The sequence below is a fragment of the Streptomyces sp. NPDC050315 genome (assembly GCF_040655775.1).
Lineage (GTDB): Bacteria > Actinomycetota > Actinomycetes > Streptomycetales > Streptomycetaceae > Streptomyces.
The window spans coordinates 545082-567609 of the sequence record NZ_JBFAKN010000005.1 but is presented as its reverse complement, the minus strand read 5'-3'; the positions used below and the strand labels follow the sequence as shown (position 1 = coordinate 567609).

General features: G+C 73.1%; 22 protein-coding genes. 9 read left to right on the top strand and 13 right to left on the bottom strand.

Annotation, left to right across the window (positions count from 1 at the left end):
• Positions 1-14 precede the first annotated feature (14 nt).
• Positions 15-1247 carry an ROK family protein gene (locus AB0I82_RS21515; RefSeq protein WP_363258915.1) on the bottom strand — a complete coding sequence of 411 codons (1233 nt, stop codon included), beginning with the start codon at positions 1245-1247 and terminating at the stop codon, positions 15-17.
• Positions 1248-1560: 313 nt separating this feature from the next.
• On the opposite strand from AB0I82_RS21515, the gene AB0I82_RS21510 reads away from it, so the two are divergent.
• Together AB0I82_RS21510 and AB0I82_RS21505 are read left to right on the top strand one after the other, a co-directional pair.
• Positions 1561-1992 carry a hypothetical protein gene (locus tag AB0I82_RS21510; RefSeq protein ID WP_363258914.1) on the top strand — a complete coding sequence of 144 codons (432 nt, stop codon included), beginning with the start codon at positions 1561-1563 and terminating at the stop codon, positions 1990-1992.
• Positions 1979-2788 carry a maleylpyruvate isomerase family mycothiol-dependent enzyme gene (locus AB0I82_RS21505; protein WP_363258913.1) on the top strand — a complete coding sequence of 270 codons (810 nt, stop codon included), beginning with the start codon at positions 1979-1981 and terminating at the stop codon, positions 2786-2788. Before AB0I82_RS21510 ends, AB0I82_RS21505 begins: the two co-directional genes overlap by 14 nt.
• A gap of 65 nt (positions 2789-2853) precedes the next feature.
• On the opposite strand, the gene AB0I82_RS21500 is transcribed toward AB0I82_RS21505, so the two are convergent.
• A complete protein-coding gene (locus AB0I82_RS21500) occupies positions 2854-3717 on the bottom strand; it encodes an SMP-30/gluconolactonase/LRE family protein (protein ID WP_363258912.1) in 864 nt (287 codons plus the stop codon).
• Positions 3718-3895: 178 nt separating this feature from the next.
• Between AB0I82_RS21500 and AB0I82_RS21495 the strand changes: the two genes are divergently transcribed.
• On the top strand, positions 3896-4162 hold the full coding sequence (locus AB0I82_RS21495; protein WP_363258911.1) for a DUF6332 family protein: 267 nt from the start codon (positions 3896-3898) through the stop codon (positions 4160-4162).
• Here AB0I82_RS21495 and AB0I82_RS21490 read toward each other — a convergent pair.
• From AB0I82_RS21490 to AB0I82_RS21480, 3 genes are all read right to left on the bottom strand, one after another.
• Positions 4123-4788 (bottom strand): response regulator transcription factor, encoded by a 666-nt coding sequence (locus AB0I82_RS21490; RefSeq protein WP_363258910.1) that lies wholly within the window; start codon positions 4786-4788, stop codon positions 4123-4125. The two genes, AB0I82_RS21495 and AB0I82_RS21490, sit on opposite strands and share 40 nt — an antisense overlap.
• On the bottom strand, positions 4785-6065 hold the full coding sequence (locus AB0I82_RS21485) for a sensor histidine kinase (RefSeq protein ID WP_363258909.1): 1281 nt from the start codon (positions 6063-6065) through the stop codon (positions 4785-4787). The genes AB0I82_RS21490 and AB0I82_RS21485 overlap by 4 nt, the downstream gene beginning before the upstream one ends.
• Before the next feature lie 166 nt (positions 6066-6231).
• On the bottom strand, positions 6232-6984 hold the full coding sequence (locus AB0I82_RS21480) for a TetR/AcrR family transcriptional regulator (protein WP_363258908.1): 753 nt from the start codon (positions 6982-6984) through the stop codon (positions 6232-6234).
• A gap of 187 nt (positions 6985-7171) precedes the next feature.
• Here AB0I82_RS21480 and AB0I82_RS21475 point away from each other — a divergent pair, with 187 nt between their 5' ends.
• On the top strand, positions 7172-7627 hold the full coding sequence (locus tag AB0I82_RS21475) for a nitroreductase family deazaflavin-dependent oxidoreductase (RefSeq protein ID WP_363258907.1): 456 nt from the start codon (positions 7172-7174) through the stop codon (positions 7625-7627).
• Positions 7628-7687: 60 nt separating this feature from the next.
• Here AB0I82_RS21475 and AB0I82_RS21470 read toward each other — a convergent pair whose 3' ends face one another.
• Positions 7688-8935, bottom strand: a complete 1248-nt coding sequence (locus tag AB0I82_RS21470; protein WP_363258906.1) for a geranylgeranyl reductase family protein — start codon at positions 8933-8935, stop codon at positions 7688-7690.
• Between the two features lie 220 nt (positions 8936-9155).
• On the opposite strand from AB0I82_RS21470, the gene AB0I82_RS21465 reads away from it, so the two are divergent.
• Positions 9156-10523, top strand: a complete 1368-nt coding sequence (locus AB0I82_RS21465) for a dipeptidase (RefSeq protein ID WP_363258905.1) — start codon at positions 9156-9158, stop codon at positions 10521-10523.
• A gap of 54 nt (positions 10524-10577) precedes the next feature.
• On the opposite strand, the gene AB0I82_RS21460 is transcribed toward AB0I82_RS21465, so the two are convergent.
• The 3 genes from AB0I82_RS21460 to AB0I82_RS21450 form a co-directional block, all read right to left on the bottom strand.
• Entirely contained in the window at positions 10578-11630 is a 1053-nt protein-coding gene (locus AB0I82_RS21460; RefSeq protein ID WP_363258904.1) for an NUDIX domain-containing protein, read from the bottom strand.
• Between the two features lie 100 nt (positions 11631-11730).
• Positions 11731-13161: a serine/threonine-protein kinase gene (locus AB0I82_RS21455; RefSeq protein WP_363259086.1), complete on the bottom strand. Its 1431-nt coding sequence runs from the start codon at positions 13159-13161 to the stop codon at positions 11731-11733.
• Positions 13162-13320: 159 nt separating this feature from the next.
• Positions 13321-14277, bottom strand: coding sequence for an ROK family protein (locus AB0I82_RS21450; protein WP_363258903.1), 957 nt, complete (start codon positions 14275-14277; stop codon positions 13321-13323).
• Positions 14278-14452: 175 nt separating this feature from the next.
• Between AB0I82_RS21450 and AB0I82_RS21445 the strand changes: the two genes are divergently transcribed.
• The 4 genes from AB0I82_RS21445 (at position 14453) to AB0I82_RS21430 (ending at position 18417) form a co-directional block, all read left to right on the top strand.
• Positions 14453-15484 carry a LacI family DNA-binding transcriptional regulator gene (locus AB0I82_RS21445; RefSeq protein ID WP_363259085.1) on the top strand — a complete coding sequence of 344 codons (1032 nt, stop codon included), beginning with the start codon at positions 14453-14455 and terminating at the stop codon, positions 15482-15484.
• A 142-nt stretch (positions 15485-15626) separates the two neighbouring features.
• On the top strand, positions 15627-17012 hold the full coding sequence (locus tag AB0I82_RS21440) for an MBL fold metallo-hydrolase (RefSeq protein ID WP_363258902.1): 1386 nt from the start codon (positions 15627-15629) through the stop codon (positions 17010-17012).
• Complete coding sequence (locus AB0I82_RS21435) at positions 17009-17767, top strand: sulfite exporter TauE/SafE family protein (RefSeq protein ID WP_363258901.1); 759 nt, start codon at positions 17009-17011, stop codon at positions 17765-17767. The genes AB0I82_RS21440 and AB0I82_RS21435 overlap by 4 nt, the downstream gene beginning before the upstream one ends.
• Positions 17768-17841: 74 nt before the next feature.
• Positions 17842-18417 (top strand): rhodanese-like domain-containing protein, encoded by a 576-nt coding sequence (locus tag AB0I82_RS21430; RefSeq protein ID WP_363258900.1) that lies wholly within the window; start codon positions 17842-17844, stop codon positions 18415-18417.
• 38 nt (positions 18418-18455) lie between these two features.
• Here the strand turns inward: AB0I82_RS21430 and AB0I82_RS21425 are convergent, their stop codons facing one another.
• The 4 genes from AB0I82_RS21425 to AB0I82_RS21410 form a co-directional block, all read right to left on the bottom strand.
• Positions 18456-19736, bottom strand: a complete 1281-nt coding sequence (locus tag AB0I82_RS21425) for an aldolase/citrate lyase family protein (RefSeq protein WP_363258899.1) — start codon at positions 19734-19736, stop codon at positions 18456-18458.
• A 222-nt stretch (positions 19737-19958) separates the two neighbouring features.
• Positions 19959-20921, bottom strand: coding sequence for an electron transfer flavoprotein subunit alpha/FixB family protein (locus AB0I82_RS21420; protein ID WP_363258898.1), 963 nt, complete (start codon positions 20919-20921; stop codon positions 19959-19961).
• Positions 20922-20997: 76 nt separating this feature from the next.
• Positions 20998-21783, bottom strand: a complete 786-nt coding sequence (locus AB0I82_RS21415) for an electron transfer flavoprotein subunit beta/FixA family protein (RefSeq protein ID WP_363258897.1) — start codon at positions 21781-21783, stop codon at positions 20998-21000.
• Between the two features lie 211 nt (positions 21784-21994).
• Entirely contained in the window at positions 21995-22507 is a 513-nt protein-coding gene (locus AB0I82_RS21410; RefSeq protein WP_363258896.1) for a flavin reductase family protein, read from the bottom strand.
• Positions 22508-22528: the final 21 nt, after the last annotated feature.

The window sequence follows — 22528 nt, the reverse complement described above, 5'->3', positions numbered from 1 at the left end:
GCCCCTCGGACGCGTCAGCCGGCGCGCTCGCCCTCGAGGACGATCAACGGGTCGTCCAGCACCGGCTGCCAGGCCAGCTCGGCCGCGCCCACCAGGGCGTTGTGGTCCAGAGTGCAGGGCAGTATGGGGACGCCGCCGCTGCGCCCCCAGAGGCTGCGGTCCGCGACGACGGCCCGCAGTCGCTCCGGGTCGGCCTCCAGAAGCGCCCGGTGCAGCCCTCCGAGGATGATGCGGTCGGGGTTCAGGATGTTGACCAGTCCCGCGATGCCGAGGCCGAGCCGGTCGATCAGCAGCTCTCCGGCGGCCCGTACGGAGGCGTCCGCGTACTCCTCGCGCAACAGATCCGTCGCCTGCTTGAGCAGCGAGCCCTCGGGGCCCGGTGTGCGGCCCGCGGCGCCGAGGAAGGCGAGCGGGTCCGCCTCGACGTCGAGACAGCCGCGGCTGCCGCAGTGGCAGGGGGCGCCCTCCGGGTTGACGGTGAGGTGCCCGACCTCCAGGGCCAGGCCCGAACTGCCGCTGTGCAGGCGGCCGTCCAGCACCAGCGCGCCACCGACGCCGCGGTGGCCGGAGGCCACGCACAGCAGGTCGCGGGCGCCGCGCCCGGCGCCGTGGCGGTGCTCGGCGAGAGCCGTGAGGTTGACGTCGTTGCCGCTGAAGCCGACGTGTTCGGTGACGCCCGGCACCTTGGCGTCGGCCAGCGCCTGGAGGAACAGCGCCCGTACGGGGGCGCCGGCGGGCCAGGCGAGGTGCAGCGGGTTGAGCGCCTCACCGTCCGGCTCGGCGACCGCGGAGGGCACGGCGAGTCCGGCACCCAGGCACTGCCGTCCGGAGTCGCGCAGCAACCCGGAACCGGCGCGCACGGCCTCGGCCAGGACGTGCGCCGGGTCGGCGGGGATCGTGCCGCATCCGGACGTGGTGGCCACGATCCGGCCACCGAGGCCCACCAGGGCGACCCGGTAGCCGTCGGCATGGATCTGCACGGCCAGCACGACGGGTCCCTGGTCGGCGATGAACAGCCGGTGCGAGGGGCGCCCCTGGGTGCCCGCGGCGGCCGTCGGGTGCGCGTCGACGGTGATGAGGCCGAGCGCTTCGAGCTCGGCGGCCACCGCGCCGGCCGTCGCGCGCGTCACGCCGAGTTCGGAGGTCAGTACGGCACGCGTCGGCGCGCGCCCGGTGTGTACGAGCTCCAGCGCGGGCCCGAGCGCGCCACGGCCCCGCTCCAGCCTGGTCGTCCGTGTGTGGGTCACGCCGTCCATTCTGACTTTGTATCCATTATGAACAAAACACGGCCCGCCGCCTCCCGGAAATCCGCCGGTCGCGCGCCGCACACCGAGACGCTACCCCCGCGCCCGCACCGTGTACGGCCACCCGCCCGCACGCCCGGAAGGGGGCACGGCCCACGCGGCCGGAATCACGCACTGACAGCCCACGGTTCCGGCTCGATACTTGAGTACGGACCCCCGTATGTGAGTACGAACACGGATGTCCGTCCCGCCCGGAGCACGTACGACTGGACACGTACCTCTGCATCTGCACATGGACCGGCCCCTGGGGGGACACATGAAGGCGATACTCCGGCACCGCGACCCCGAGACGCCCCGGCAGCGGGCGCACCCGGCTCCCTGGCTGCGCGACGCGGCGCGGCTGACGTTCGGCAATCCGGTCTCCTGCATCTACCTGACCCTGGTCGCCGCGGCGGTGGTCTTCGCCGTCGTCGACTCGCTCTTCGTCGACCATCCGGACGCCTCGATGTCCGGCGTCTGGGCCGCGCTGCTCACCTCCCCGACCCTTTTCCCGCTGTGGTTCGCGGGGGACGCGATGTGGAGCGACGCCGGCGCGCCCGCCTGGTACTCGATGGCCACCATCGGCCTCGCCGCGCTGGTCAACGCGCTGCTGCTGGGTCTGGTCCACCGCAGTCTGCGCAGCCGGCCGGCCGCGCCCAAGGCCGTTGTCAGTGGCGGCTGGGACACTCGGTGGTATGGAGATCACTGAATTCGTCGAAATGCTCCGCAGGGACGGCCTGTTGCTGGCGGACGCCGCGGACAAGGCCGGCCCCGACGCCTCGGTTCCGTCCTGCCCCGACTGGCAGGTCCGCGACCTGCTCCTGCACATCGGCCGCGTCCACCGCTGGGCGACGGGATATGTCACGGACGGGACGGACGGGCGCGTGCGGCCGCCCGAGGCGCCCGACCTGGACGGCACGGCGCTCGTGGAATGGATGCGCGAGGGCCATGCCGCCCTGGTCGCGGCGCTGGCGGCGGCCCCGGCCGACCTGGCCTGCTGGACCTTCCTGCCTGCTCCTTCTCCGCTGGCGTTCTGGGCCCGCCGACAGGCCCATGAGACGGCGATACACCGCATCGACGCCGAGGCGGCGCTCGGTGCCGGCTTCTCCGCCATCGATCCCGCGTTCGCCGCGGACGGCATCGACGAGCTGCTGACGGGCTTCCTCGGCACGGACCGCGGCCGCGCGCGCACGACTCCCGACAAGGAGTTGTATATACGCACCACGGACGCGCCCGGCGCCGCCGGCACGGGCAACGCCGCCTGGCGGGTGCGGCTTTCGGACGCGCCGCCTCGTACGGAGCGGGAGACCGCGACCGGGGACGAGGACGGCGCGGCGGGCCCGGCGACCGGCTCCGCGCCGGACTGTGTGCTCGAAGGCCCCGCGGCGGACCTCTACGCGATGTTGTGGAACCGCCTGCCGTGGCAGAGTTCGGCCGCGGTGACGGTGACGCTCGGCGACGACGGTTCCTTCCCCCGGCTCTGGCAGGAGCTGTTCGCGATCTGATCGCGGCCGTGGGCTGCCGGCGGCCGGCCCGTGGGTCCCGTGCGGGTCGCGGACGGCCGCGGTCCTCAGCCCGCGAAGGCCGGCTGGTCGAGCCCCTTGCCCGCGCCCGGGACGACGAGTACGGAGCCCTCCAGCGGATGCCGCGGCGTGTCCTCCTGAGCCGTGGTGATGTAGAGGTCGGTGAGGTCGGGGCCACCGAAGGCGCAGGCGGTCGGGCGTCGGACGGGCAGGTCGACCGTGCGGTCCAGGGCGCCGTCGGGCGTGTAGCGGCGCACCTGCCCGCCGTCCCACAGCGCCACCCAGACGCAGCCCTCCGCGTCGACGCACAGCCCGTCCGGGAAGCCGGCGCCCTGCTCGATCTCCACGTGGGGACGCCGGCCGTGCGCGAACTGCCCCGGGGCGCCCCCGTCTCCGGCACCCACGTCGAAGACGTCGATCCGCCGGGTCGGGGTGTCGATGTAGTACATCAGCCGGCCGTCCGGGCTCCAGCCGATGCCGTTGCTGACCGTGACGTCCGAGAGCACCCGCACGATGCTGCCGTCCGGGGCGACGCGGGACAGCGTGCCGCCGCCCGGCGTCTCGTCGTAGGGCATGGTGCCGGCCCACAGCGCGCCGTCGGGCGCCACGGCCGCGTCGTTGCCGCGCCGCCCCGGCACGGCCTCGTAGGCCAGCCAGGAGAACGCCCCGGCCGCGTCGTAAAGGCCCACGCCGTCCCGGAGGTTGACGACCAGGCCGCCCCGTGCGCGCGGCTTCGCGGCGCCCACGTGCTGTTCGGTGACCATGACGGTGCGGCGCCCAGTGGCGGGGTCGTAGGTGTGTACCCGACAGGTGAGGATGTCCACCCAGATCAGCCGCGCGTGCGCGGCGTCCCAGGTCGGCCCCTCGCCGAGCCGCGCACCCGACCGCACCGCAACGTCCCACTGCCTCATGACCGCTCGCCTTCTTCCGGCACCAGTTCTTCCGGCTCTTCCGGCGCGAGTAGCTGCGGCACGAGGCGTGCGCCACTGCCGTGCATGCGCTGGTTCCGGCCGGTGACCGGCCGGAAGCGCTCAGCCTATGAGCGGCCGGAGGGCAGCGGCAATCCCGTGCGCATGACAGACTCGTACGGTGTCTCCGCCCCGCTCGCAGGCCCAACGGGACGCCGTCACCGTCGAGATCGCATTCGCCGTGGTGACCGGTGCGCTCGCGGGCGCCCTCGCCTTCTTGATCTGCGCGGCGCCCGCCCTCTGGGACGTGCTGCCCGCCTCCTGGCGCGGCTCCTGGCTCATGGGAGCCGCGCTGATCGGCGGCGCGGCCTTCGCTTACCGGGTGGTGCGCGTCCTGTGGCGGTGGCGTCAGCCCAGCCAGCCGGGGCGCACGAGCCCCGACTCGTAGGCCAGCACGACCAGTTGGGCCCGGTCCCGGGCCCCGAGCTTCACCATCGTGCGGCTGACGTGCGTCTTGGCCGTCAGCGGGCTGACGACGAGCCGGCGCGCGATCTCCTCGTTGGACAGCCCGATGCCGACCAGCGCCATCACCTCCCGCTCCCGCTCGGTCAGTTGGGCAAGCCCCTCCGCCGCGGCCGGTTCCTTCGAACGGGCGGCGAATTCGGCGATCAGCCGCCGGGTCACTCCCGGGGACAGCAGCGCATCACCGGCCACCACAGCGCGTACGGCACGCAGCAGTTCGTCCGGCTCGGTGTCCTTCACGAGGAACCCGGAGGCGCCCGAGCGGATCGCCTCGAACACGTACTCATCCAGCTCGAAAGTGGTGAGCATGACCACCTTCACTCCGGCCAGCCGCTCGTCCCCGGTGATCCGCCGGGTGGCGGCCAGCCCGTCCACGACCGGCATCCGGATGTCCATCAGGACGACATCGGGCTGCTGATCCCGTACGGCCGTCAGCGCCTCCTCACCGTCGGCGGCCTCGCCGACCACCTCGATGTCCGGCTGGGCGTCCAGCAGCGCCCGGAAGCCGGCCCGCACCAGCACCTGATCGTCAGCGAGCAGTACCCGGATCACGCGCTCTCCTCGTCGTCGTCGCCCGTCGCACGGGCCGCCGTCCCGCCGTCCTGCCCGCCGGGGCCGCTGCTCCCCCGCAGCGGGATCGTGGCGCGCACGGTGAAGCCGCCGTCCGCGCGCGGGCCCGCCTGGACCTCGCCGCCGAGCGCGGCGGCGCGTTCGCGCATGCCGACCAGGCCGTTTCCGCCACCGGGCGGTCCCTCTCCCGTGGCCGGCCCGTCGTCGTCCACGCGAAGACGCAGGGCGTCCGCCGACCGCGCCAGGTGCACGCGTGCGGCGCGGGCCCCGGAGTGCCGGACGATGTTCGTCAGCGCCTCCTGGACGATACGGAAGGCCGCGAGGTCCGCGCCCGGCGGCAGCCCGGACACCCGGCCCTCGACCGACACGGCCACGTCCAGCCCCGCGCTCTTCGCCTGCTCGGTCAGCTCGGGCAGCCGGGCCAGTCCGGGCGCCGGCGACCTGGGCGCCCGCCCCTGCGCGCGCAGCGTGTCGAGCACCTGCCGGACCTCGCCGAGCGCCTCCTTGCTGGCTCCCTTGATCGTCGTCAGGGCCGTACGCGCCTGCTCGGGGTCGTCGTCGAGCAGGGCGAGCCCGACGCCGGCCTGGACGTTGATGACGGAGAGGCTGTGCGCGAGGACGTCGTGCAGCTCCCGCGCGATCCGCAGCCGCTCCTCGTCGGCCCGGCGCCGCTCCGCCGCCGCGCGCTCGGCGCGGGCGTGCGCGAGCTGTTCGCGGCGTACGCGGCCCAGCTCGGACGCGGCGATGATCGCCACCACCCAGGCGGCGACGATCAGCTCCTGCCCCCACGGCGCGGCGCCGTCGGCGGCCGGCGGCAGCCATCGGTACAGCCAGTGCGCGACGAGCAGATGCCCGGCCCACAGCAGCCCCACCGCGCTCCAGGCCGCGACGCGCCGCCCCGCCACGACAGCGGCGAAGCACCCGACCGCCATGAACAGGAAGACCGGGCCGTACGGATACCCACCACCGAGGTAGAGCAGCGCGGCGACCGCGGTACCGAACGCGACGACGCGCGGAAGACGATGACGTACGAGCAGGAGGAGGGAGCCCGCGAGCAGCAGAAACTCCGCAAGGCCGTCCAGGGCCGCCCGGTCCGGCTGCCCGTGCGCGGCAAAACGCGTACCGACCTGCACGAACGCGGCGATCAGCAAGGTCGAACGCCAGGGGACGCCCCGCGCGGTGGCGTTGCGCGCGGGCCCGAGCCACCCGGGGCAGTGCCGCCCCCACCACCGCCCCCACGACGGCCGTCCCTTGTCCATGCCGCCACGCTAGCCCGCCCCATGCGCCCAGGGCGTCCGCCGAGCGCGGTGCCGGCCGGTACTCCGTGGGGAGTACGGGGCTGTGAGGAGTACGGGTCTGCGAGGTGTACGGGGCTGTCAGGTGTACGGGTCTGTGGCGAGCATGGAGAGGAGGAGGCCCGGCGGGTCAGCGGGCAGGCATGGGCAGTCCGACCGACCGGGCGAGTTGCAGTACCGCCTGCTCGAAGAACTCCTCCCGCGCCTCGATGACCCGGTTGAACTGCCCGAAGAGCTCAAACCCCACCAGTCCGAACAGCTGCGCCCAGGCGCCGACCAGCCGGGCCACGACCCCGGCGGGCAGCTCCACGCCCTGCTCCGCGACCAGCGTCAGCATGTCCCCGACCACGGCGTCCGGCAGCGGATCGTCGGGCTCGTGCAGTGCGCCTGCCGTGTAGGCGTCCCGTACGACGTCGATGAGCGCCCGCGCCACCCGGCCGGCGGGCTCGGCGGTGGCCCTGGGGGCGTGATAGCCGGGTACGGGTGAGCCGTAGATCAGCGCGTACTCGTGCGGGTGGGCCAGCGCCCACTCCCGTACGGCGCGGCACACGGCGGTCCACCGGGCAGCCGGAGCCGCCGCGTCCGCACTGCCCCGTCGGCCGGGCCGCGCATCCGCCGTATCCGCCGCGCCCGCCGCGGCGAGCGCGGTTTCGGCGGCCTGTCCCAGGGCGTTGTACGCATCGAGGATCAGGGCCGTCAGGAGGTCGTCGCGGCTCGGGAAGTAGCGGTAGAGGGCCGAGGAGACCATGCCGAGCTCCCGGGCCACGGCGCGCAGCGAGAGCTTCGCGGCGCCTTCGGCGGCGAGCTGCTTGCGGGCCTCGTCCTTGATCGCAGCGGTGATCTCACCGCGGGCCCGCTCCCTGGCTCCCTTGATCGCAGTCATGCGGAGCAGTGTGCCATGTCGCGAACACCGACCACGGATGAGAGCGGCGCGCTAAATCGAGAGCACTGCTCTTGCCAGTGTGCACCGCTCCCGTGCACACTGCTCATGAATGAGAGCACCGCTCTCGGCGGCGAGTTGTCGCCCCTTCGTACGACCCATGCTGCCCCTCCCGAACAAAGGCTCACTCATGAACGAGCAGGCAACGCGCTACCTCAAGCCCAGCCCTCTCGGCGCCCGCCTCAACGCCCTCGTCGGCTGGCTGGCCCGGCGGGGGATCAGTCTGGCCGGGAGTGCGGATCTCGCCGTTCGTGGACGGAAGAGCGGTGAGTGGCGGCGGGTGCCGGTGAATCCGCTGGCCTTCGAAGGCGCTCAGTACCTCGTCTCGGCGCGCGGCAACGGCGAGTGGGTCCGTAATCTGCGCGCGGCCGGTGGTGGGCAGTTGCGGGTGGGGCGCAGGACCCGCGCGTTCACCGCCGTGGAGCTGCCGCCCGTCGAGACGCCCGCGATTCTGCGGGCGTATCTGGAGCGCTGGGGCTGGGAGGTGAAGCAGTACTTCGGTGAGGTCACCGCCCGGTCGGACGACGCCACGCTGCTCGCCGCCGCCCCGCACCACCCGATCTTCCGCATCACCCCGACCGAGTGATCCCCTCTCGCCCCGACCACCAGCCCCCCACCCTGCGAGACTCAGCGATCCAACACCGACTCAGCGATCCAACGCCGAAAGCGCCCGATGGGCCAGCGGGTGCGTCCGTACCAGCTCGGCCAGGGTGGTGGTGCCGCGGGTGATCTTTGTGAAGGCGTTCCAGGCCGGGCGGAAGCCCGTGATCGTGGCGTGCAGCAGGCCCGGGCGGCGGGAGAAGACCGCGAGCATCCGGCGGCCCACGCCCATCTCGACGCCGAGCCCCGCCTTGATCGCGAAGGCGTAGTTGAGCGCCTGGCGGCGCGCGTCCACCGCGTCGTGCGCCTCGGCCACCCGTACCGCCCACTCCCCCGCGAGCCGCCCCGACCGCAGGGCGAAGGAGATGCCCTCGCGCGTCCACGGCTCCAGCAGCCCGGCCGCGTCACCGCAGACCATCACGCGCCCCCGCGACAGCGGCGAGTCCTCGGCGCGGCAGCGCGTCAGGTGCCCGGACGAGATCGACGGCTCGAAGCCCGCGAGCCCCAGCCGCGCGATGAAGTCCTCCAGATACCGCTTGGTGGCCGCGCCTTCGCCGCGTGCGGAGATCACGCCGACGGTCAGTGTGTCCCCCTTGGGGAAGACCCACCCGTAACTGCCCGGGATCGGCCCCCAGTCGATGAGCACCCGCCCGGCCCAGTCCTCGGCGACCGTCGGCGGCACCGGGATCTCCGCCTCCAAGCCGAGGTCCACCTGGTCGAGCTTGACCCCGACGTGCGCGCCTATCCGGCTCGCGCTGCCGTCCGCGCCGACCACGGCACGCGCGAGCACCGTCTCGCCGCCGCTCAGTACTACAGCAACCGTACGGCGGTCGGGGACGGCGCTGCCGTGCTGCTCGACGCGGCTGACCGTGACGCCCGTACGCAGCTCGGCGCCCGCCTTCTGTGCGGCCTCGACGAGCTGGGCGTCGAACTCGGGGCGGTTGATGAGGCCGAAGAGCATCTGCCGGGAGCGGCGCGTTCGCGTCAGCTTGCCGTTCAGGGAAAACGTCACGGCGTGCACGCGGTCCCGCAGCGGCAGCTCGAAGCCGGGCGGCAGCGCGTCGCGCGAGGGGCCGATGATGCCCCCGCCGCAGGTCTTGTACCGGGGAAGTTCGGCCTTCTCCAGGATGAGTACGCGGCGTCCCGTACAGGCCGCGGCGTAGGCCGCCGAGGCGCCCGCAGGCCCCGCGCCGACCACCACCACGTCCCACACGTTCCGGCCGTCCTGGGCTGCGCTGTCGCTGCTCACCTGTGCTGCTACTCCCGATCGATCCCTGGTACGAATCCCTGGCATGGATCCCTGGCTGCCGTACCGCCCGCACCATTGCGCGTACCGCCCGTGCCGTGCGCGTACCGCCCGCATCCTACGGCTCGCTGATCGCGGAGGTGCCTGTGGGAAGATCGGAGGCACCATCCCCCTACGCAGGACGCGTCACGTACGCACACGTACGCATGCTCACCGGACGGGTACACCGCCCCGACAGGACAACGTCGCGCCCAAAAGGAGCGTTCCCATGCCTGACAGCCCGCTCGCCACCACCGTCGCCGCGCTGCAGTCCCGCGCCCGGGCCGAACTGTCCGAGCTGGTGGCCTTCAAGTCGGTCGCCGACCCCGCGCAGTTCCCGAAGAGCGAGTGCGAGGCCGCGGCCCGGTGGATAACGGGTGCGCTGCGGGCCGAGGGCTTCGAGGACGTCGCCGTACTGGAGACACCGGACGGCACCGAGTCCGTCTACGGCTTCCTGCCCGGCCCGGCCGGTGCCCCCACCGTCCTGCTGTACGCGCACTACGACGTGCAGCCGCCGCTGGACGAGAGCGCCTGGCTGAGCCCGCCCTTCGAGCTGACCGAGCGCGACGGCCGCTGGTACGGCCGCGGCACCGCCGACTGCAAGGGCGGCCTGATCATGCACTTGACGGCGCTGCGCGCGCTCAAGGAGCACGGCGGCGTACCGGTCAACGTCAAGGTGATCGTCGAGGGCTCGGAGGAGCAGGGCACGGGCGGCCTGGAGCGGTACGCCGAGGCGCACCCCGACCTGCTCGCCGCCGACGCCATCGTCATCGGTGACACCGGCAACTTCCGCGTCGGCCTGCCCACGGTCACCGCCTCGCTGCGCGGCATGACGATGCTGCGCGTCCAGGTGGACACGCTGGCGGGCAATCTGCACTCGGGACAGTTCGGCGGCGCCGCGCCCGACGCGCTCGCCGCGCTGATCCGCATCCTGGACTCGCTGCGCGCGGAGGACGGTTCGACGACGGTCGAGGGGCTGGCGGCGGACGGTACGTGGGAGGGCCTCCAGTACGACGAGGAGGAGTTCCGCAACGACGCCAAGGTGCTCGACGGCGTGGAGCTGATCGGCTCCGGCAGCGTCGCCGACCGCATCTGGGCCCGCCCGGCCGTCACCGTCATCGGCATCGACTGCCCGCCGGTCGTCGGCGCCACCCCGTCGGTGCAGGCGAGCGCGCGGGCGCAGGTGAGCCTGCGGGTGCCGCCGGGCCAGGACGCGGCCGAGGCCACCAAGCTGCTCACCGCGCACCTGGAGGCGGCCGCTCCCTGGGGCGCCCGCGTCACGGTCGAGCAGATCGGCCAGGGCCAGCCGTTCAGCGCCGACCTCGGCAGCCCGGCGTACGAGTCGATGGTGGCGGCGCTGCGCGAGGCGTACGACGGTACGGAGATGCAGTCCGCCGGCATGGGCGGCTCCATCCCGCTGTGCAACACGCTCGGCGCGCTGTACCCGGAGGCCGAGATCCTGCTCATCGGGCTGAGCGAGCCGGAGGCACAGATCCACGCGGTCAACGAGAGCGTGTCACCGGAGGAGCTGGAGCGACTGTCGCTGGCCGAGGCGCTGTTCCTGCAGCGGTACGCGGGGAGCAAGGCGGGGGCGTAAGCGTGTACGGGCGTGGGGGCGCGGGCCTGACCGGCCCGCCTCCCCTCCCGGGCGTCACCCCACAGGAACGCCCGCCTCCAGATAGAGCGGGCGTCCCTGTGCGCGGGCGCGCAGGGCCCACCGCAGGCGGTTCCAGCGCACGGGCGGCAGCATCGACTCGGCCTCGTCCTCGGTGACGAACCGCCAGTCGCGCAGCTCCGAGCCCGGCAGCAGCAGGTCCCGTATCTGCTCGTCGGGCAGCCGCCCGCCGTCGAACAGCAGCCGCAGCCCGCCGAATCCGGGCGGCACCGGTGCCTCCCAGTCGAGCACCAGCAGGCGCGGCATCGTGGGAAGCCGGATGTCCAGTTCCTCGGCCACTTCCCGTACGCCGGCCCGGGCCGGCGGCTCGCCCGGTTCCACGACCCCACCGGGAAATTCCCAGCCGGGTTTGTACGTCGGGTCCACCAGCAGTACCCGGTCCTCCTCATCGAAGAGCAGTACGCCGGCGGCCAGGGTCTCGGCGGTCGGTTCGGGCGTCTGGACGATGTCGCAGGCGCCGTCGCCGGTCCGTACGGCCTCGGCGATGCGCTCGGCCGTCTGCCGCGGCCCGAGGCCCGAGGTGTCGATGACGTGCGCGTCGCCGCGGATCCAGTCCAGCGCCTGCTGATAGGGCTCCAGCTGCGCCAGACTCCGCTCGCGTACCGGCTCTTCCCGTACCGAACCCTCCTGCGGGGACTCCTCCCGTACGGGCTCGTCCCGGAGCGCGATCCGCTCCCGGAGGATCGTTTCCTCCGCATGCAGCAGCACATGTCGCACGGGGATACGGCGTGCCGCCAGCCCGCCGAAGATCTCGTCCCGGTACTCCTGCCGCAGCAGCGTCATCGGCGTGATCAGCGGACCCGGTACCTCCGTGAGCAGCGCGGCGGCCGCGTCGACGACGAGTCTGCGCCAGGACGGCAGGTCCTGGTAGTCGTCGACATCGTCCAGCCGCTTGGCCGGAAGCATCTCCTTCAGTCCGCGGCCGACCACTTCGGGATCGAAGAGCGTGCTCCCGGGGAGCAGGTCCAAGAGTTCCTGTGCCGCGGTGGACTTGCCCGCACCGAACGCGCCGTTCAGCCAGACGATCACGGTTCCCCCTCATCCCTAGACCCCTGTGAGTTGCCCGCAACACCCTGCCACGGAAACGCGCCACGTACGGGCGCTCCCGCAGGGTCGGCCCGCGCCGCTGTCAACAGGTGGGGAGGCCCGGTACCGGCTCGTCGTTGTCGCCGCCCTTGAGGTAGACGACGCTGACGTAAACGCCGGTGTTGCCGTTGTCGTCGTCGGTCCTGGCCCACCAGACGTTGGTCCACCGGCCGTAGGTCTCGCGGCGGCCGAGGTCGGCCTGGCAGTAGAAGTAGCTGGTACCGGCGTTCAGCGTGCCCGCCCGGTCGAAGTCCTTCGTGTAGGTGTCGGCGGGGCGCCAGACCTCGCAGTGGTACCTGCCTCCGGTGGCGGACGCGCACGGGGCGGGGGCGGACGCGGTGGTGGTGGCCGTGGCGGTGGAGGAGGCGGACGGGGCGGCGCTGGGATTTTTCGAGCGATCCTTGCCCTGGTCGTGGGGGCCGGGGGTGGCGGTGGGCCGCTCGTTCGGGGTGAGCAGGGCGTACGTGGCTACGCCTGCGGTCAGCAGTACCGCGGCCACCGCGGCGGCGAGCAGCGGTACTCGGCGGCGACGGCGGCCGGTTTCCGGGGCGGCGGGGGCCGGGCCGAAGCCGGGTGGCGGGGTGGCTCCGGCGGCCCGTACGTCGCGCTCGGTCGGGGTGCGGGGCGGGTCGCCGGCCAGCGGGGCGTGTCCCTCGGCCACCGCCTGCAGCATGTCGCGGGCCTCCGCAGCCGACGGGCGAGCGGCCGGGTCCTTGGTCATCAGGGCGTGGAGTACGGGCGCCAGGGCGCCGGCCCGCCGGGGCTCCGGCAGCGGCTCGGAGACGATCGCGGTGAGCGTCGACCACACCGACGTACGGCGGAAGGGCGCCGCGCCCTCCACCACCGCGTACAGCGTCATGCCGAGCGACCAGATGTCCGAGGCCGGTCCGGGCGCCAGGTCCTGGGCCCGCTCGGGCGGCAAGTAGTCCAGCGAGCCGACCAGTTGACCACTGCGGGTGAGGTGGGTGCGGGTGCCGTCGTCCGGGGCCTGGATGCTGGCGATGCCGAAGTCGGTGATCACTACGCGGCCTGCGCGGTCGAGCAGGATGTTGCCGGGCTTGATGTCCCGGTGCAGCACGCCGGCCTGATGTGCGGCGTCCAGCGCGTCCATCACCTGCGCGCCGATGCCGGCGGCCTCCCTCGGGTCCAGCGTTCCGCGCTGCCTCATGAGGTCGTCCAGGGAGGAGCCCTCGATCAGCTCCATGATGATGACGGGCCGGCCGTCCTCGTCGATCACGTCGTGGACGGTGACGACGCCGGCGTGGCGGATGCGGGCGGCGGCGCGCGCCTCGCGCTGCATCCGTGTGCGCAGGTCGGCCAGTTCGGCGGTGGAGGCGTCGGTGAAAGCGCGCAGCACCTTGACGGCGACCTCCCGGCCCAGCACCTCGTCGACCGCGCGGCAGACCACGCCCATCCCGCCGCGGCCCAGCGGGCCGGTGACGCGGTACCGGCCGCCCAGCAGCCGGCCGGTCAGCTCGGCACCACCCGGGGTGCTCGCTCCGTGGCCGCCTTCGTAGTCCTCGCCGTACTCCCCCGTCGACACCTTGTGCGTTCCCCTCGTCGCCCGTGTGCGTGGTGGCGGGGACCAGACTAGAGGGCAGAGAGGGGGATTTCGGGCCGTCCGGCCCTCCGTTCAGCCCGACGTGGCCGCCAGCGCGCCCGCCCGGTACTGCTGTGCGGCCGCCGCCGCGCCCACCACGCCCGCGTCCGTGCCCATCTGGGCCGGTACGACCTTGATGCCGCGGACGAAGGAGAGCGTGGCGTACTCCTGAAGGGCGCGGCGGAGCGGCGCGAAGAGGAGCTCGCCGGCACCGGCCACTCCGCCGCCGATCACCACGATCTCGATCTCGACCAGGGTGGCGGTGGCCGCGATGCCGGCCGCCAGGGCCTGTGCCGCGCGGTCGAACGAGCGGATGGCCACGGCGTCCCCGGCGCGGGCTGCCGCGGCCACCCCGACGGCGGTCGCGTCGCCGTCCGGGCCCGGCCGCCAGCCCTCCGCGAGGGCGCGGCGGGCGATGTTCGGGCCGCTGGCGATGCGTTCGACGCAGCCGCGCCCGCCGCAGGGGCAGGGGTCACCGTCGAGGTCGACGCTGATGTGGCCGATGTGGCCCGCGTTGCCGGTGGGGCCCGGGTGCGGGCGGCCGTTCAGGACGAGGCCGCCGCCGACGCCGGTGGAGACCACCATGCACAGCGCGTTGCGGTGGCCGCGGGCGGCGCCCTGCCAGTGTTCGGCCGCGGTCATCGCCACGCCGTCGCCGACCAGTACGACGGGGAGTTCGCCGGTCCGCTCGCGGACCCCGGCGACCAGCGGGAAGTCCCGCCAGCCGGGGATGTTGACCGGGCTCACGGTGCCGGTCTGCGCGTCGACCGGCCCGGCGCTGCCGATCCCGACGACAGACGTACGGGACCACTCGGGCGCCGCGGTCAGCTCGTCGAGCACCGTGTGCACCGCGCGCATCACGGCGGCGCCGTCCTCCTGGGCGGGGGTGGGGCGGGTGGCCCGTACGAGCATCCGGCCTTGGTCGTCGACCAGCGCCCCGGCGATCTTCGTACCGCCGATGTCCAGGGCTGCGTTGAGGTCGGTCTGCATCGGCGTGGAATCTCCTGGTCGGCGGGCGGCCCGGGGCGGACGCCCCGGCGTGCGGAACGCCAGTCTCGCCAGAATTGACAACGTTGTCCAGACGTTATGCTCGACGCCACGCCCAGATATGCCCAGCCACATGAGCACGGGCAGCCGCCACCCCAGGGAACAGGACCGCCGCACCGTGACCGACACCGCCCGCAGCACCACCCGCTACGGCACCCGGCCCACGATGAAGGACGTCGCGGCGCGCGCCGGCGTCGGCCTCAAAACGGTCTCCCGGGTGGTCAACGGCGAGCCGGGCGTGACGCCCGACACCGAGCGGCGCGTGCAGGAGGCGATCACCGCGCTCGGCTTCCGCCGCAACGACTCGGCGCGGGTGCTGCGCAAGGGCCGCACGGCCAGCATCGGGCTGGTACTGGAAGATCTCGCGGACCCCTTCTACGGGCCGCTGAACCGCGCCGTCGAGGAGGTCGCGCGCGATCACGGCGCCCTGCTGATCAACGGCTCCAGCGCCGAGGACCCCGCCCGCGAGCAGGAGCTGGTGCTCGCGCTGTGCGCCCGCCGGGTGGACGGCCTGGTGATCATCCCGGCCGGTACGGACCACCGCTACCTGGAGCCGGAGATAGCGGCCGGCGTGGCCACGGTCTTCGTGGACCGGCCGGCCGGGGAGATCGAAGCGGACGTCGTACTCTCCGACAGCTTCGGCGGCGCGCGGGACGCGGTGGCCCACCTCATCGCGCACGGCCACCGCCGCATCGGCTTCATCGGCGACCAGCCGCGCATCCACACGGCCATAGAGCGGCTGCGCGGCTATCGGGCGGCGATGGACGAGGCGGGTCTGCCGGTGGACGAGTCGTGGGTGGCGCTGGGGTCGACGGCTCCGGAGCGGGTGCGGTCGGCGGCCGAGGCGATGCTCGCCGGGCCCGCGCCGGTCACCGCGCTGTTCTCGGGCAACAACCGCGTCACCGTCACCGTCGTACGCGTCCTGGCGGGCCGCTCGCGCCCGGTCGCCCTGGTCGGCTTCGACGACTTCGAACTGGCCGACCTGATCGACCCCGGCATCACCGTCGTCGCGCAGGACGCGGCCCGCCTCGGCCGCACCGCGGCCGCCCTCCTCTTCCGTCGGCTGGACGGCAACGACGAGCCGCCGCAGCAGCGCGTCCTCCCCACCCGCCTGATCCCCCGCGGCTCGGGCGAACTCCCGCCCGCCTAGCACCTTCCGATTGTCATCGCCTTCCCCTTCCACACCGTTCGGAATACCCCCGGGGGTACCCCTGTTATGGTGGTACCGATACCCCCGGGGGTAAATGCACAGGGGTATACATTTCTTCGATACGGAAGGAAGGGGCGCTGCCGTGTTTTTCGTCGACACCCTGGAATTCGAGGGGCTGGGCAACCGCAGCTATCTGGCGGGCGGGCGCTCGGCCGCGGTGGTGATCGACCCGCCACGCGACATCGACCGGGTCCTCGCGGCCGCCACCCGGCGCGGGGTCCGGATCGCCTACGTCGCGGAGACCCATGTGCACAACGACTACGTCACCGGCGGGCTGGAGCTGGCACGAATATCCGGCGCCCGTTACCTGGTCCCGGCCGACGCGGCCGTTTCGTTTGCGCGGGCGCCGATCGCCGACGGCGACACCGTCACGGTCGACGAGGGCCTGGTCCTGCGGGCGGTGGCGACCCCCGGGCACACCCCGCACCACACCTCCTACGTACTGGAGGACGCGGGCAGCGGCGTGGCCGCGTTCACCGGCGGCTCGCTGCTGATCGGCACGGTCGGGCGGCCCGACCTGGTCGAACCGCGGCTGACCGAGCGGCTGGCCCGCGCCCAGTACGCCTCGGCGCACCGCCTCGCCGACCAGCTGGCCGACGAGGTGCAGGTACTGCCGACGCACGGCTTCGGCAGCTTCTGTTCGTCGGCGCAGGCCGCGGGGGACAGCACGACGATCGGCGCGGAGCGGCGGAACAACGCCGCGTTCACCCAGGACGTGGACACCTTCGTCGCGGAGCTGCTGGCCGGCCTGGAGGACGTACCGGCGTACTACGCGCACATGGGCCCGGCCAACGCGGCAGGGCCCGCGCCCGTGGACCTCACCCCGCCGGAGCCCGCCGACGCCGAGCAGCTCGCGCGGCGGCTCGCGGCCGGTGAGTGGGTGGTGGACCTGCGCAACCGGGTCGCGTACGCCGAAGGGCACCTCGCCGGTTCGTTCAACTTCGAGGGCGAGGGGAAGCTCGCCACGTACCTGGCCTGGCTGATCCCCTGGGGCAAGCCGGTCACGCTGCTGGCCGAGACGCCCGCGCAGATCGCCGACGCGCAGCGGGAGCTGGCGCGGGTGGGCATCGACCGGCCGGCGGCCGCGGCCACGGGCGCGCCGGACAGCTGGCTGCGCGACGGCGAGAAGCTGCGCTCCTTCCCGCGGGCCACCTTCGCGGATCTCGCGCGCGCCACGGCCGATCAGGACCTGGTCGTACTGGACGTACGGCGGGACTCCGAGCGCGCCGGCGGGTACGTCGCGGACTCGCTGCACATCCCGATCCACGAGCTGCACGGCCGCATCGGAGAGGTGCCGGCGGGCGTGGTGTGGGTGCACTGCGCGGGCGGGATGCGGGCAGCGATCGCCGCGTCCCTGCTGGACGCGGCCGGGCGGGACGTCGTCGCCGTCGACGACCGGTTCGACGCGGCCGCACCGGCCGGGCTCAAGCTCGTACTCCCCGAGCCCGGGACCGATACGGCTCGATGACGGGACTCATTCTGGCCCTGGTCGCCGGGGCCGTGGTCGGCCTGGCGCTCGGCGCACTCGGCGGCGGGGGCAGCGTGCTCGCCGTCCCCGCGCTGATCTACCTCCTCGGCTTCACCCCGGCGGCGGCGACCACCGCGAGCCTCCTCATCGTCACCGCCACCTCACTCACGGCCCTGTACGCCCATGCCCGTGCGGGCAACGTACGGTGGCGGGCCGGCGCGCTGTTCGCGGCCGCCGGGCTGGTACCGGCGGCGCTGGCCGGCGCGGCGGCGGCGCGGCTGCCGCAGTGGGCGCTGACGCTCACGTTCGCCGCCGTGGCGGCGCTGGCGGCCGTCCGTATGCTGCGCTGCGCCCGGCCGGACGCCGACGGGCAGCGACAGCCGTCCCCGGTACAACCGGTCAGGGCGGCCGGCAGCGGCGCCGGGCTGGGCGCGCTGACCGGGCTGCTCGGCGTCGGCGGCGGCTTCCTGGCCGTACCGGCGCTGGTCACCGTGCTGGCCTTCGAGATGCGGGCCGCCGTCGGCACCAGCCTGCTGGTCATCTCGGCCAACTCCCTGGCCTCGCTGGCCACTCGCGGCACGACCATGGGCGGCCTGAACTGGGGCATCATCGGCCCCTTCACGGCCACCGCGATCCTGGGCGCGTGGGACGGCAAGCGGCTGGCCGCGAAGGCTTCGGGTCCGCTGCTGCAACGGACGTTCGCCGTCGCACTCCTGGCAGTGGCGGCCTTCATGGCGGTGGACGCCGTGACATGACCGGGCACTCGTCACGCTGACCGACATACACCGACGTACACAGAAGCGACGTACACAGAAGCAAGGAGCTTTGCATGACCGCCACCGGCACCCCCGCCGCCCTCACCACCGACCAGGCCGCCGCGCGGCTCGACGAGCTGACCGTGATCGACGTGCGGACGCCCGGGGAGTACGCCTCCGGACATCTGCCCGGCGCGCACAACATCCCCCTGGACCGCCTCGGCGAGGCCGTGCCCGCGCTGCGGAGCGCGGCGGAGCGGGCCGGCCTGCTCATGGTCTGCGCCTCCGGCAACCGGTCGGCGCAGGCCTGCGCCACCCTCGCCGAGCAGGGCATAGAGGCCGCCACCCTCACCGGCGGCACCAACGGCTGGGTGCAGCACGGGCTCGAAGTGCAGCGCCCGGAGGGCGGGCGCGCAGTCTGGGCCATGGAGCGTCAGGTGCGGCTGGCCGCCGGGTCGCTGGTGCTGACCGGCCTGCTCGCCGGGCGCCGGTGGCCCGCCGCCCGGCTGCTGTCGGCCGGTATCGCCAGCGGGCTGGTCTTCTCGGCGCTCACCGACACCTGCGGCATGGCCCGGGTACTGGCGAAGCTGCCGTACAACCGGGCCGGTGCCACGGACCTGTCCGCCACGCTGGCCGCCCTGAAGGGCTGACCCCGCCAGGTCAGCCCGTCCGGATCAGCCCATCCAGGTCAGCCCTGCGTCGGCCGGCCCGCCAGGCCGTCCAGGTCAGCGCGCGTGAGGCCGGTGAGCCGGGCGACCTCGGCGATGTCGACGGCGCCGCAGTCCAGGCCGCGCAGCAGGTAGCCGCTGAGCGCCTTGGCCGTCGCGGGCTCGTCCATCACGGCGCCGCCGGCCTTGGCGACGTACGCGGCGAGGCGCGCCGCGGCCTTTTCGAGGCCCTCGCGGTAGAAGGCGTACACGGCCGCGTAACGGGTCGGCAGGTGGCCCGGGTGCATGTCCCAGCCCTGGTAGTACGCACGGGCCAGGGAGCGGCGTACGAGGCCGTGGTGGAGGCGCCAGGCGTCGTGGACCTGCTCGGTGGAGCCGACGGGCAGGACGTTGGTGGAACCGTCGGACAGCCGGACCCCCGTGCCGGCCGCCGCGACCTGCATGACCGCCTTGGCGTGGTCGGCGACCGGGTGGTCCAGCGACTGGTGGGCCGCGCTGACGCCGCAGGAGGCGCTGTAGTCGAAGGTGCCGTAGTGCAGCGAGGTGGCGCGGCCCTCGGCCGCCTCGATCATGCGGGCGACGGTGGCGCGGCCGTCGGCGCCGAGGATCGACTGGGTGGTCTCGATCTGGATCTCGAAGCCGATCCGGCCGGCGGGCAGGCCGTGCTCCTTCTCGAACGCCTCCAGCAGCCGGACCATGGCCGTGACCTGCTCGGCGTAGGTGACCTTCGGGAGGGTGAGGACGAGGCCGTCGGGGAGGCCGCCGGCCCGCATGAGGCCGGTGAGGAAGATGTCCAGGGTGCGGATGCCGCGGTCGCGGACGGCGGCCTCCATGCACTTCATGCGGATGCCCATGTACGGCGCTGCCGTGCCGTCCTGGTACGCGGCGGCGATCGTCGCGGCGGCGCGGGCGGCCGCCTCGTCCTCCTCGGCGTCCGCGCGGGCGCCGTAACCGTCCTCGAAGTCGACGCGCAGGTCCTCGATGGGCTCCCGCTCCAGCTTGGCGCGTACGCGGTCGTACACGGGCCCGGCGAGCTCGTCGGAGATGCCCAGTACGGAGGCGAGGGCCGCGGCGTCCGGGGCGTGCTCGTCCAGCGCCGTGCGCGCGGCCTCGCCCCAGGAGCGGATGGTGTCGGCGGCGAAGACGTCACCGGGGACGTAGACCGTGTGGACGGGCTGGCGGGTGCCCGGATCACCTGGGTAGCGCCGCGCGAGGTCCGCGTCGACCGCGGCCAGAGAGGCTCCGATCTCCTCGCGTACGGTGCTCGCAAGGCTCGTGGCCACGGTCTCCTGCTGCGGCATTCGACACCCTCCCGATAGGGGGACGTTTCCATCCCAGATTCGCTTAAGAGTTAGGCAAGTTTCGCTTCACGGAAGTGAAACTCCGCATAGTGAAGCTATCCGCGCCGTCTGGCCAGGTCAACACCCATCTTGCCGCCGCGCACAGTTCGCGCCGTTCTCCCAAACGCCGGGCCCCGTACGCGGCGTGCGCGTACGGGGCCCGGTGACGTGCCGTGGGACGGGTCAGCCCTTGCGGGACTTGACCTCGTCGGTCAGCGCGGGAACCACGTTGAAGAGGTCGCCGACGACGCCGTAGTCGACCAGGTCGAAGATCGGAGCCTCTTCGTCCTTGTTGATCGCGACGATGGTCTTCGAGGTCTGCATACCGGCGCGGTGCTGGATCGCACCGGAGATGCCCGCCGCGATGTACAGCTGCGGCGACACGGACTTACCGGTCTGGCCGACCTGGTTGGTGTGCGGGTACCAGCCCGCGTCCACCGCGGCACGCGAGGCGCCGACGGCCGCACCGAGCGAGTCGGCCAGCGCCTCGATGACCGGGAAGTTCTCGGCACCGTTGACACCACGGCCACCGGAGACCACGATCGCGGCCTCGGTGAGGTCCGGGCGGCCGGTGGACTCACGCGGGGTGCGGGAGACGACCTTGGTGCCCTTGGAGGAGTCGGCCACGGTCACCGCGAGCGCCTCGACCGTACCGGCGGCCGGGGCGGCCTCCGGAGCGGCGGAGTTGGGCTTGACGGTGATGACCGGGGTGCCCTTGGAGACACGGGACTTGGTGGTGAAGGAGGCGGCGAACACCGACTGGGTCGCGACCGGGCCCTCGTCGCCGGCCTCCAGGTCGACGGCGTCGGTGATGATGCCGGAGCCGATGCGCACCGCGAGACGGGCACCGATCTCCTTGCCCTCCGCGGAGGACGGCAGGAGCACGGCGGCCGGGGAGACGGCCTCGTAGGCGGCCTGCAGCGCGTCCACCTTCGGGGCGACGAGGTAGTCGGCGAACTCCGGGGCGTCCGCGGTCAGGACCTTGACCGCGCCGTGCTCGGCGAGCGCGGCGGCGGTGTCGGCCGCGCCGTTGCCGAGGGAGACGGCGACCGGGTCGCCGATGCGGCGGGCGAGGGTGAGCAGTTCGAGGGTGGGCTTGCGGACGGCACCGTCCACGTGGTCGACGAAGACAAGGACTTCAGCCATGGGATTGCACTCCTGCGGGAAAGAATGAGGCGGTTGAGGGGCGACCGAGCCGGGGCGAACCCCGGCCGCAGGGGCCTTAGATGAACTTCTGGCCCGCAAGGAACTCAGCGAGCTGCTTCGCACCCTCGCCCTCGTCCTTGACGATCGTGCCGGCGGTGCGCGCCGGACGCTCGGTGGCGTCCTCGACCTTGGTCCAGGCGCCCTCCAGACCGACCTCGTCCGCGTCGATGTCCAGGTCGTCCAGCTCCAGGGACTCCACCGGCTTCTTCTTGGCGGCCATGATGCCCTTGAAGGAGGGGTAACGCGCCTCACCGGACTGGTCGGTGACCGACACGACCGCAGGCAGCGACGCCTCCAGCTGCTCGGTGGCGGTGTCGCCGTCGCGACGGCCCTTCACGACGCCGTCCTCGACGGAGACCTCGGAGAGCTGGGTGACCTGCGGGACGCCCAGGCGCTCGGCCAGCATCGCCGGGAGGACACCCATGGTGCCGTCGGTGGAGGCCATGCCGCAGACGACCAGGTCGTAACCGGTCTTCTCGATGGCCTTGGCCAGCACGAGGGAGGTGCCCACCGCGTCGGTGCCGTGCAGGTCCTCGTCCTCGACGTGCACGCCCTTGTCGGCGCCCATCGACAGCGCCTTGCGCAGCGCGTCGTTGGCGTCCTCGGGGCCGACGGTGAGCACCGTGATCTCGGCGTCGTCGGCCGCTTCCTTGATCTGGAGAGCCTGCTCGACGGCGTACTCATCCAGCTCCGAGAGCAGACCGTCCACGTCGTCGCGGTCGACGGTCAGGTCCTCGGCGAAGTGCCGGTCGCCGGTGGCGTCGGGCACGTACTTCACACAGACAACGATCCTCAGGCTCACGCCGGCTCTCCTACCTGCTTCGTCGCTTCACAACTGCCTTGTGCTGGCAGCATAAGCGCCTGTTGGGGCGGCTCCCGGTCGGGTGCGCGTCCTCGCGCCGACCGAAATATTACTCGCCAGTACACCTATGCATTTCCCCGATGGCAAGCGAGTCGAACTGTGACCTTGCCAACGGCCCCGACCTGGCGTGTCGGGGCCGCCGGACGGGGTGTCAGTCACGTAGGGCCGTGAAGCTTCCCTGGTGGTACAGCAACGGCCGGCCCGGCCCCGTCGGATCCCCGACGACGGCCTCGGCCAGCACGATCCGGTGGTCCCCCGCGGGCACCCGCGCCACGACCCGGCCGACCAGCCAGGCGAGCACGCCGTCGAGGACCGGCACCCCCTGGGGGCCGGTGTGCCAGGAGGTGGGAGCGGCGAAGCGGTCGGCACCGCTGCGCGCGAAGGTGGCGGCCAGCTCGTGCTGGTCCTCGCCGAGTATGTGCACGCCGACGTACTCCGCCTCCGCGAGGACGGGCCAGCTGGAGCTGCCGGTGCCCACCCCGAAGGAAATCAGGGGCGGTTCGGCGGCGACGGAGGTGAGGGAGGTGGCGGTGAAGCCGACCGGGCCCGCGTGCGGGCCCTGCGCGGTGATCACCGCGACTCCCGCCGCGTGCCGCCGGAAGACCGAGCGCAGCAGTTCGGGAGAGGCCAGCTGGGGTGCCGCAAGATCGGACGAGACGGTCATGAACGTGTCCTTCTGCTGTGG

Excerpts from the sequence above, each read along its gene's own strand:
- AB0I82_RS21470 (WP_363258906.1), bottom strand. The coding sequence starts at position 8,935 with ATGCCAGGGATTCGTACCAGGGATCGATCGGGAGTAGCAGCACAGGTG.
- AB0I82_RS21425 (WP_363258899.1), bottom strand. The coding sequence starts at position 19,736 with ATGCCGCAGCAGGAGACCGTGGCCACGAGCCTTGCGAGCACCGTACGC.
- AB0I82_RS21435 (WP_363258901.1), top strand. The coding sequence starts at position 17,009 with ATGACGGGACTCATTCTGGCCCTGGTCGCCGGGGCCGTGGTCGGCCTG.
- AB0I82_RS21485 (WP_363258909.1), bottom strand. The coding sequence starts at position 6,065 with ATGGACAAGGGACGGCCGTCGTGGGGGCGGTGGTGGGGGCGGCACTGC.
- AB0I82_RS21475 (WP_363258907.1), top strand. The coding sequence starts at position 7,172 with ATGAACGAGCAGGCAACGCGCTACCTCAAGCCCAGCCCTCTCGGCGCC.
- AB0I82_RS21480 (WP_363258908.1), bottom strand. The coding sequence starts at position 6,984 with ATGACTGCGATCAAGGGAGCCAGGGAGCGGGCCCGCGGTGAGATCACC.
- AB0I82_RS21465 (WP_363258905.1), top strand. The coding sequence starts at position 9,156 with ATGCCTGACAGCCCGCTCGCCACCACCGTCGCCGCGCTGCAGTCCCGC.
- AB0I82_RS21420 (WP_363258898.1), bottom strand. The coding sequence starts at position 20,921 with ATGGCTGAAGTCCTTGTCTTCGTCGACCACGTGGACGGTGCCGTCCGC.
- AB0I82_RS21500 (WP_363258912.1), bottom strand. The coding sequence starts at position 3,717 with ATGAGGCAGTGGGACGTTGCGGTGCGGTCGGGTGCGCGGCTCGGCGAG.
- AB0I82_RS21510 (WP_363258914.1), top strand. The coding sequence starts at position 1,561 with ATGAAGGCGATACTCCGGCACCGCGACCCCGAGACGCCCCGGCAGCGG.
- AB0I82_RS21410 (WP_363258896.1), bottom strand. The coding sequence starts at position 22,507 with ATGACCGTCTCGTCCGATCTTGCGGCACCCCAGCTGGCCTCTCCCGAA.
- AB0I82_RS21430 (WP_363258900.1), top strand. The coding sequence starts at position 17,842 with ATGACCGCCACCGGCACCCCCGCCGCCCTCACCACCGACCAGGCCGCC.
- AB0I82_RS21450 (WP_363258903.1), bottom strand. The coding sequence starts at position 14,277 with ATGCAGACCGACCTCAACGCAGCCCTGGACATCGGCGGTACGAAGATC.
- AB0I82_RS21505 (WP_363258913.1), top strand. The coding sequence starts at position 1,979 with ATGGAGATCACTGAATTCGTCGAAATGCTCCGCAGGGACGGCCTGTTG.